Below are 8,748 nucleotides of genomic sequence, written 5' to 3'. Positions count from 1 at the left end.
ATTTTTGAAAAAGAGCGAGTGAGTCAGGGGAAGCGAAATCATCCACATCGATAAGTCAGTGTTCCAACATAAAAAATACCCTCAAACAAATTGCTTGAGGGTATTTTCACTTGAGCTCAGGATCAGTCAACCGATCAAATGCTTAACTGATCAGTGTTAGCGTTTATCGCGGCTTTTTTATTTGTACGTAATCATTTACTTACCGTTACAAAATTCGTGACGATTGTATCGCAAAATATTGACTCGCGAAGTGACTTTAAGACATAGTGATAATGTAACATTATTACAAAAAATACTGATAAAAAAGGAAACGCACAATGCGCATTAAAGCGATCGCAGCTGCACTTGCATTTAGTTTTGCAGGCACAGCATTTGCCGACGAAGGTATGTGGCAACCACATCAATTACCTGAATTAGAAGATATTCTTAAATCAAAAGGTTTAGCAATCGAGGCTAAGTCAATCTCAAAGCTTACCGAATTCCCAATGAATGCCGTAATCAGCTTAGGCGGTTGTACAGCATCATTTGTATCGCCAAAAGGTTTGGTAGTTACTAACCACCACTGTGCTTATGGTTCTATTCAGTACAATTCAACTACTGATAATAACATTTTAGAAAATGGCTTTTTAGCAAAAAAACCATCTGAAGATTTACCAGCAGCGCCAGGTTCACGTGTGTATGTTACTGAAGAAGTGACGGATGTAACGGTTAACGTGAAAAAAGGCACTGAAACACTTACTGGTAAAGCGCGCTACGAAGCCATTGATGCAAACCGTAAAGCACTTGTTGCTGAATGTGAAGAAGACAAAGGCTACCGCTGTAATGTTTATACGTTCCACGGTGGATTAGAGTATTACCTAATTAAATCGCTTGAAATTAAAGACGTGCGTTTAGCTTACACACCAGCAATGGGCGTGGGTAAATACGGCGGTGATATCGATAACTGGATGTGGCCGCGTCACACAGGTGATTTTGCATTTTATCGTGCGTATGTTGGTAAAGATGGCAAACCTGCCGAGTTTTCAAAAGACAACGTACCGTTTGAATCTAACTCATTTTTAAGCGTTAGCGCTAAAGGCGTGCAAGAAGGTGACTTTGTTATGGTAACTGGCTACCCAGGCCGTACTAATCGTTACCGCGTATCACCTGAAGTGGATTATGTTTTTAACACTGCATATCCACTTGCGCGCAAGCACAACTCTAAATACGTTGAGCTAATCGAAGAAAATGCACCTGAAGGTTCGCAAGAGCGTATCGCATACGAAAGCACGATTGCTGGCTACAACAACTACATCAAGAACTATGGTTCAATGATAGAGAGCTTTAAAAAAGGTTCTATGTATACGCGTAAGCAACAATTTGAACAAGATTTACAAGCATGGATCAACAGCGATAACGAACGCAAAGCAAAATACGGTAACGTATTAGCTGATTTAGAAGCGCTTGTTGCAGAGTCTCAAAAGCATAACCAACGCGACCGTATGCTTGGTTACGTTCACCGCTCACAAATGATTTCAACAGCGCGTATGTTGTATCGTTTAGCTGTTGAAAAGCAAAAGCCAGACGCAGAGCGCGAAAGCGGTTATCAAGAGCGTGACTTACCGCGTATCGAAGCGCGTCTTAAGAGCATGAGCCGTCGTTACGCCGAGCCAGTTGATAAAGCAATTCTACTTCACTTCTTAGAGCTATATGCTGCACTACCAGCAAATGAGCGTATTACTGAGGTAGATAGTGCTTTGGAACTAGAAAGTGGCTTTAATAAAGCTAAGCATTCAGCAATGCTAGATGACATGTATGCAAACTCTAAATTAGCTGATGAAAAAGCGCGTTTATGGATGCTGGATTTAGATCTTGCGCAGCTTGATCAAAGTAACGACCCATTTGTGAAATACGCAAAAGCGATTTTCAGTGTAATGAAGTCAATTGAAGATCAAGATAAAGAGCTTGTAGGTAAAATGCAGGCGGCGCGTCCAGCATTAATGGAAGCGATTATTGCGTACAACAAATCACTTGATAAGCCAGTATACGCAGATGCAAACAGCACATTACGTGTAACTTACGGTACAGTAGGTGGTTACTCACCGCAAGACGGACTAGTTGCAACGCCGTTTACTTCACTTGAAGGTCTGCTTGCGAAAAATACCGACGTTGAACCATTTAACTCACCGAAAAAGCAAAATGACTTAATCAAGCAAAAGCAATACAGTGATTACACAGGTGGTATGAACACAGTACCAGTAAACTTCTTATCTAACGTTGATACAACAGGTGGTAACTCAGGCTCACCAACGCTTAATGGTAACGCAGAACTTGTTGGTTTACTGTTTGACGGTGTGTATGAAAGTATCATTGGTGACTGGGATTACGATGCAAACTTAAATCGTTCAATCCACGTAGATTCACGTTATATGCTTTGGGTTATGGATAAGGTTGATAACGCGCAGAATTTACTAGATGAAATGAAGATTGTGCGTTAAACAATCTTTCTACTAAATTTAAAAGGAGGTGTATGCCTCCTTTTTTATGAGGTAAACACAATGCAATTAAAATGGATTGACTCACAGCACATTGCGCTGGCGTTACTTGATGAACACCCCAAGGTTGACCCACGTGAAATTAGGTTTACCGACTTACGTGATTGGGTGCTTGCGTTAGAAGATTTCGATGACGATCCAAGCCATTGTGGAGAACGAATATTAGAAGCAATTCAAATGGCTTGGATTGAGGAATATGACTAAATAACTTAGGCTAAGCTATGAAAAAGCTCTTCCGCATCTTCTTTTATATCTTGGTAATCTTCTTCATCAAGGTCGAGCACGGTTAACACTTTCTCTTGCATATCAGGCCAATCAGGTGAATGCACAAAGCGACGATTTACGTGCACTATGTCTTCAGCCATTTTCAGCGTTGCATAGGTGAGTTGGTCTTGGCTAAAAGTAGGTGTGTCTAAATACGCATCGTCATGGTGACGTAATATAAGTTGGCAAATATTCTTTGGAAGGTTCCAACTGGTAGCCAAAAAGTAACCGATTACAGCATGATTTGTGCGGTACGCCGTTTCTTCACGCGCAACAAGAGATAGATGGTAATTGCGGTTAGACTCCTCCAGTACCTCAACATAATTTGCGTAGTTCATCGCCATCGCAGGAATGCCTGCATCGTGAAATAACCCCACCATATGTAAATTTTCGGTTGGCACTTTTGCTTTAAGTTTTTTACCAATCAAGGTGGAGACAGCTGCGATTTCACTTGCGGTATCCCAAAAGCGCTCTAGTCGAATGCAGCATTTGTCTTGATCAAATGCTTTTTCAAGTAAAAAGCCTGTCACTAAATTAGTTATGCCTTCCAAACCTAAAAACATAACCGCTTGTTTAATGTCGGTTATTGTTCTGGCAAGGCCGTAATAAGGGGAGTTAATAACCTTTAATACCATAGCGGCGATGGCTACATCACCAGCCACAATGTTGGCAATATTGTTAATTTCTGGCGAATCACTATTTAATTCAGTTTGCAGTGATTGCAGTAATTCAGGTTTTGGGGGAATCGTAAAGCCAGATTCTAGATCAGTAAGAACCTTACTATCAATTTCGATCATTATAAGCACCTTAATCAACGAGTGGCGCCATTATACTTGGTCTTTATTTCTCATGTTAGAGCTAAATCAAAGGAATTACGTTTATCATTATCAAATATTTGCGCATAATAGAACGCAAATTTGTTCAATTTTAAATGTTAGGCTTGGTTTTGCGAAAGTTACTGCTCATATTACTGATTTTCCCGCTTTTTTGTTACGGTGAATGGCTATCCGATGAAAAAGCTATTATGGGCACATCCGTCAAAATAACACTTTGGCATCATGATAAAAGCCATGGTGAGGCCGCCATTGAGGCCGTTTTTGACGAAATGGAACGAATTAATCAGTTAATGAGCCCCTACATAAATAGCAGTGAGCTTTACCGTGTGAATAAAAATGCGGCAATCCAACCAGTTAAAATCAGTAATGAGTTGTATCTATTAATCAAACAAGCCCAACTAATTTCAGCACAAACCAAAGGGGCATTCGATATTACCTTTGCCAGTGTCGGTTTTTTATATAATTATCGCGAGCGTATTTCACCTAGTAATCAGGTGCGAGACACCAACCAAGCCTTAATCGATTATCGCCAAGTCGAGCTAAACGACAAAAATCAAACAGTGCATTTAAGGCAGCAGGGCATGAAAATTGATTTAGGCGGCATTGCAAAAGGCTACGCTGTTGATAATGCCATTACAATTTTAAAGAGTTTGGGTATAGATTCGGCGTTGGTAAGTGCGGGTGGAGATACCAAAGCACTTGGCAAACACGGAGACAGGCCGTGGTTACTCGCCATTCAAGATCCGCGTAAAAAAGGCAAACACGCCATTCAATTACCGATGGAGAATGAAGCAATTTCTACCTCGGGCGATTACGAACGTTACTTTATTCAAGATGGCGTACGTCATCATCATATTATTGACCCCAAAACCGGCCATTCAGCTGCTAAAGTGCAAAGTGTATCGATTATCGGTCAACAAGGTGTGATAACAGACGCACTGTCGACCAGCATTTTTGTGCTAGGTGTGAAGGATGGATTGGCATTGATAAATTCAATGCCACACTTTGAAGCGTTAATTATTGATAAAGACCGTAAACTGCACTTTTCAAATGGTTTGTTAGCCCATTAGACAGGCGTCGCCGAGTGCGTTGGTAATTACGCGATTGGTTCAAACGCAATTAAGCTATCCATTAACCGGGCGTTACCTAAGCCATGCATTGGGAATAAATTAGCAAAATTGCCTTGCTCACCATGCAGTGCCATGTAATTGAGAATAACGGTTTCAACCAGTAAGTTAACATTGTTGGCAGCAGGTCCCGATGCGGTTTCTACTGACGCATCGCGGCGCATATAACCAATTTGCTGGCGCTTAGCTTGTTGCTCGGGTGTTGCACCTAACAACTGTGGCGTGCCTTGCGGGTTATAGACCAAGAAGAACGACGCTGAAGTTGATGAGTTGTCGCCTGTCCAAACACCTTTACCGCGGCCAAATTCCGAATCGTCTATCATACCGTTACTGGCAACAGAGCCATCACTGTACACATACATCATTAGTGGCACACCAAGTCTTGCGGCATATTCTAAGCATGCGCCCATACAGCGCCCTGCGCGTAAATCGCGAATTTCACCAGTCGCTCTATCGCCAGTGTGGTAATCAAAACCACCCATAGTAATGGTTCCTGCACCGGCGTAACCGTTAAGCACTAACTTCATAATCGAGGCTGTTTTTCTAAACTCGCCATCTTGGTTAAGTTCTTCGGCAGTAAAAATGGCATTGTCACCGGTGATCAATGGATCTGTCATCGGATTCAAGTTGTCAGGGTTACCAAAACGGTCGGTAATATCTGCGGTTTTAACGTAACCGCAGCGTACCAAGTCCTTCAGTACATCATCGCGACTTATTTGCGTACTTACGCTGTTTAGCTTCATATCACTAATGCGTTGAATGGACTCCATCACCGCAACGGCATCACTTTGGTCAAGTAGACCAACTAAATCACCGGTGTCAACTAAGCCTGTAACATCGCTGGGCCTGTCTATTTTGGTAGGGCGTTTGGCCGCATCAAATAAACTATCGGGTGACATAGAGTTTGCACCGGAATCGGAGTTACGAGAACCGACTAAACTAAGTAGTGAGCCATCGGCGCCAACACGGTTTATGCCAAACATTGGGTTATGTGGGTTAGTGCCAGTATCATTTTCAGAGCGTGCTGGGATCACCGCACCATTAATATTGGCGCGATTAGTCACGGATACTTTTTCAAGTATGCCTTGTAAAAATTGACTGTCTGAGTGAAATGCCAGTCCCAGTTCACTGTTAACAAAATCGCTTAACCCAGTTTGTGCATTGGCGATTGGTGGGATCATATCGCCTGGTAAACCGAGTTTGCTGTAGCCTTCGGTCGATAAAAAATCCATTTGACCGTTGGGTCCGCCAACCAGCACATTTGAGCCAGCGATGTTTGCGCCCCCGGCCAAATCAAAGCAAATAAAAGGGATTTTTCCAGCACCAGAGGTGGCAATACCACAACTTTGTTTAAGCGCTTCTAAATCACTGGAAAGTGTACTTTGTGCTTGTAGTGGGCTTGAGAATAAACTAAACAATGAGCCACTAAAAAACGTGCCTAATCCTGCGGCAAACCCCTGTGCGATAAAATCGCGACGGCTGATTGGTTTACTGTGATCTTGGTGCAGTAATGGTGTATCTGGGTTGAGAATATGATTTTGTTTTTTCATAACATTTCCATTACTTAATTATTGTTGCTGCGCTGCCAACGATTGCTGAGCAGCTGGCTTTAGCGATAATTAAAGTACGCGCAGCATCACAGTCTTGAGGGCAGCGATTTAAGCGCTGAATAAGTGCGTTTAATTCTTGTTGCATGCTGTCGTATTGCGGCGCTGATGCGAGTTCTTGGCCAAGCAAATAATGCGATAATCCAGAGCTAAATTGCAAAGTGCGCTCAGGCGTAAATGCCATATCGGGTGTTGTATTAAAGTCGAAATCTGCAAATGCGTTTGAACGCAGAGCCTGATCGTCGATAAACGCACTACAGTACTTAATTGCTAATTGTGAAATCGCCATTTGGTTAGCTGCAACAAAACCATCAAGTGTATTTACGGTAGGCAACTGTTGTTTTAACTGTTCATAGGTTTGGGCTATTTCAGGAAGTTTTGTACTTATCCCCGTCATTTGGGCCATTGAAAAGTTAATTTCAGAAAATGCTTTTATGCCGATATCGCTGCTGAGCTCAGCTGGAAATTCAATAGGGAAAGGCGGTAATTCACCTGGCACTCTGACAAATTGGTGCTCACCTAGGACATCAAACGACAAAAAGAACTCATCGTTATTGGGCCCTTGTTCTAAGGGAATTAAACTGCCCAAGCGTGAAAGCGGCTGCCCAGTTTGGCTTGAATAATTACTGCCTAGGGTTGTTTTAAGGTTTGCAAAGCTTTGCCCTAATGGGCTTTCTTTGCCGTTAATGCCAATGCGTATGCCTTCAAGTGCAATGGCTTGCGGTGATACATTGCTATCAAGTGACAGGAAAAATGGTTCTTTAAACAAGTAGCTATAACTATCGAATTGACTTACTTCTGCAATGATGTAGCTGCGCGGCAAGTCGATTAAATCGCTTACAGAGAATAATAAAAAGAATTTTTCACCGACACCCACATCGTAGTTTTGAGCAATTTGTTCAGGTGTAATCGCGCGATTGTGAAGGGCCATCATGCGCACTTGGCCACGCCATTTAAAATTACTGCTGGTCTCACTGCCAACGACAAGGGCAAAGCTTGCATCCCAATTAGACAGTACGCCTTGATTATCTTCTTGTTGCGATATCAAGTTGCCATTAACGTAAATGCGTTTGCCATTGACCGGATCAAAGGTCAGTATCACATGCTGTAAGGTAGCTTGCAGTACTTCATCATTATTAGGCGTTGATAACATCGGCTCGCCATTACTGCTGGTGGTGTTATCACGTAATAAAAAGTCGTAGTTATAAAGTGTTTGGCCGAGCGTAAAGTTACGACGATCGTCACCCCCTGAATAACTAATAATCCGTGCAGGGCCTTCTTGTGTCACGTTGTCAGGCACAAGCCATGCTTCAAGGCTAAATTCACCTGTGGCTGTAAGCATTTTGTGTAGTTTCGCGCTCGCGCTAGTTGATGCTTGTGCGCGGCCTCCATTGAGCTTAATGCCCCAACCACCAACCCAAGATACATCGCCATTAAAGGTTAAGTTAGCAGCAGGCTCAACGCCACTGGTGTCGTAGGCAGTAAATCCTTGGCCTGATTTAAATTCCCACTTTGCAATAATGTGTTGTTCAAAACGGTTACCATTGTTAGCAACAATGCCTTCGGTGAGTTTTAATGCTTTGCTGAGTACTAATGCATCATCAACTTGGTTCGTTGGAATTGCATCGGCCATTTGCGTAATAGCGTTTTGCATAAGGGCTGCATCGCTTTCGCAATCGGACCAGCAGTTATGAAATTCGCTGCCTAAACGTAGTACAAAACGTGATAATTCTGGTTGGTTTAAATCTATTTTTGCTTGTGCAACTTGATAAGCAGCGTCTGCATTTGGTTCAGCAAAGTAGGGCGCTACAGGAAATGCCGCACTGCTACTGTGACAGTTTGCACAGTTTTGTTGCAAAATAGGGTGAACATACGTGGTAAATAATGCGCTTGAATCAGGAAAGCTTTTACTGCTGCCGGGGACTTTTAGAATTGGGTCGTCAAAGTCGATGGTGGTCGCAGTGTTATCTGTTTGCGCCCATTCGCTTATCCACGTAGTCAGGATATCGGCGCATACGCTATCGCTTTGTTGCCAACAGTTATGGCCGCCTGCCACTTTTGTTACTAACAATGAGTCTTTTGGTAAGGTTAAATTGATGAACCCATTAATTGCGCCATAGGCAAGGTTTATATCGTCGCGTCTTGCAAATTGCGGGGATTGACCTTGTTCATTATGGCAAGCACCACATTTATCATTACCAACAAGGTTATCCCAAACAGCTATTTTAAACTGTTGTATGTCTGCGGTTTCTGCGGCGGGGCCTGAGTATACAAATTCTCCCGAATCATCAATAGGAGGTTTTGGTTGTTCTTTTACTTCAGAATCTGAGCCACAGCCACTCAGTAATGCCATTAGCAAAAGCGATAAAAAAATGCGCAT

General features: G+C 42.6%; 6 protein-coding genes. 3 read left to right on the top strand and 3 right to left on the bottom strand.

The window, feature by feature from the left end; all coding sequences use genetic code 11:
* The first annotated feature begins 317 nt into the window (after window positions 1–317).
* Both L1068_RS16600 and iscX read left to right on the top strand, forming a co-directional pair.
* On the top strand, window positions 318–2,477 hold the full coding sequence (locus tag L1068_RS16600; protein ID WP_237131143.1) for a S46 family peptidase: 2,160 nt from the start codon (window positions 318–320) through the stop codon (window positions 2,475–2,477).
* 60 nt (window positions 2,478–2,537) lie between these two features.
* Entirely contained in the window at window positions 2,538–2,738 is a 201-nt protein-coding gene (gene iscX / locus L1068_RS16595; protein WP_237131142.1) for a Fe-S cluster assembly protein IscX, read from the top strand.
* A gap of 5 nt (window positions 2,739–2,743) precedes the next feature.
* On the opposite strand, the gene L1068_RS16590 is transcribed toward iscX, so the two are convergent.
* Window positions 2,744–3,595: an HDOD domain-containing protein gene (locus tag L1068_RS16590; protein WP_237131141.1), complete on the bottom strand. Its 852-nt coding sequence runs from the start codon at window positions 3,593–3,595 to the stop codon at window positions 2,744–2,746.
* A gap of 149 nt (window positions 3,596–3,744) precedes the next feature.
* On the opposite strand from L1068_RS16590, the gene L1068_RS16585 reads away from it, so the two are divergent.
* A complete protein-coding gene (locus tag L1068_RS16585; RefSeq protein WP_237131140.1) occupies window positions 3,745–4,704 on the top strand; it encodes an FAD:protein FMN transferase in 960 nt (319 codons plus the stop codon).
* 26 nt (window positions 4,705–4,730) lie between these two features.
* Here L1068_RS16585 and L1068_RS16580 read toward each other — a convergent pair whose 3' ends face one another.
* Window positions 4,731–6,311 (bottom strand): general secretion pathway protein GspF, encoded by a 1,581-nt coding sequence (locus L1068_RS16580; protein ID WP_100913830.1) that lies wholly within the window; start codon window positions 6,309–6,311, stop codon window positions 4,731–4,733.
* 10 nt (window positions 6,312–6,321) lie between these two features.
* The gene (locus L1068_RS16575; RefSeq protein WP_237131139.1) at window positions 6,322–8,748 is read right to left on the bottom strand and encodes a LamG domain-containing protein; all 2,427 of its coding nucleotides are present in this window, start codon (window positions 8,746–8,748) and stop codon (window positions 6,322–6,324) included.

The organism is Pseudoalteromonas sp. MMG024 (genome assembly GCF_021654175.1).
In the GTDB taxonomy this organism is placed as follows: domain Bacteria; phylum Pseudomonadota; class Gammaproteobacteria; order Enterobacterales; family Alteromonadaceae; genus Pseudoalteromonas.
The sequence above is the reverse complement of the archived record's forward strand: the minus strand, read 5'-3'. Positions and strand labels throughout refer to the sequence as shown.

What these genes read in the sequence shown, in the direction of transcription:
- L1068_RS16600 (WP_237131143.1), top strand. Translation starts at nt 318, where the DNA reads ATGCGCATTAAAGCGATCGCAGCTGCACTTGCATTTAGTTTTGCAGGC.
- iscX (WP_237131142.1), top strand. Translation starts at nt 2,538, where the DNA reads ATGCAATTAAAATGGATTGACTCACAGCACATTGCGCTGGCGTTACTT.
- L1068_RS16590 (WP_237131141.1), bottom strand. Translation starts at nt 3,595, where the DNA reads ATGATCGAAATTGATAGTAAGGTTCTTACTGATCTAGAATCTGGCTTT.
- L1068_RS16580 (WP_100913830.1), bottom strand. Translation starts at nt 6,311, where the DNA reads ATGAAAAAACAAAATCATATTCTCAACCCAGATACACCATTACTGCAC.
- L1068_RS16575 (WP_237131139.1), bottom strand. Translation starts at nt 8,748, where the DNA reads ATGCGCATTTTTTTATCGCTTTTGCTAATGGCATTACTGAGTGGCTGT.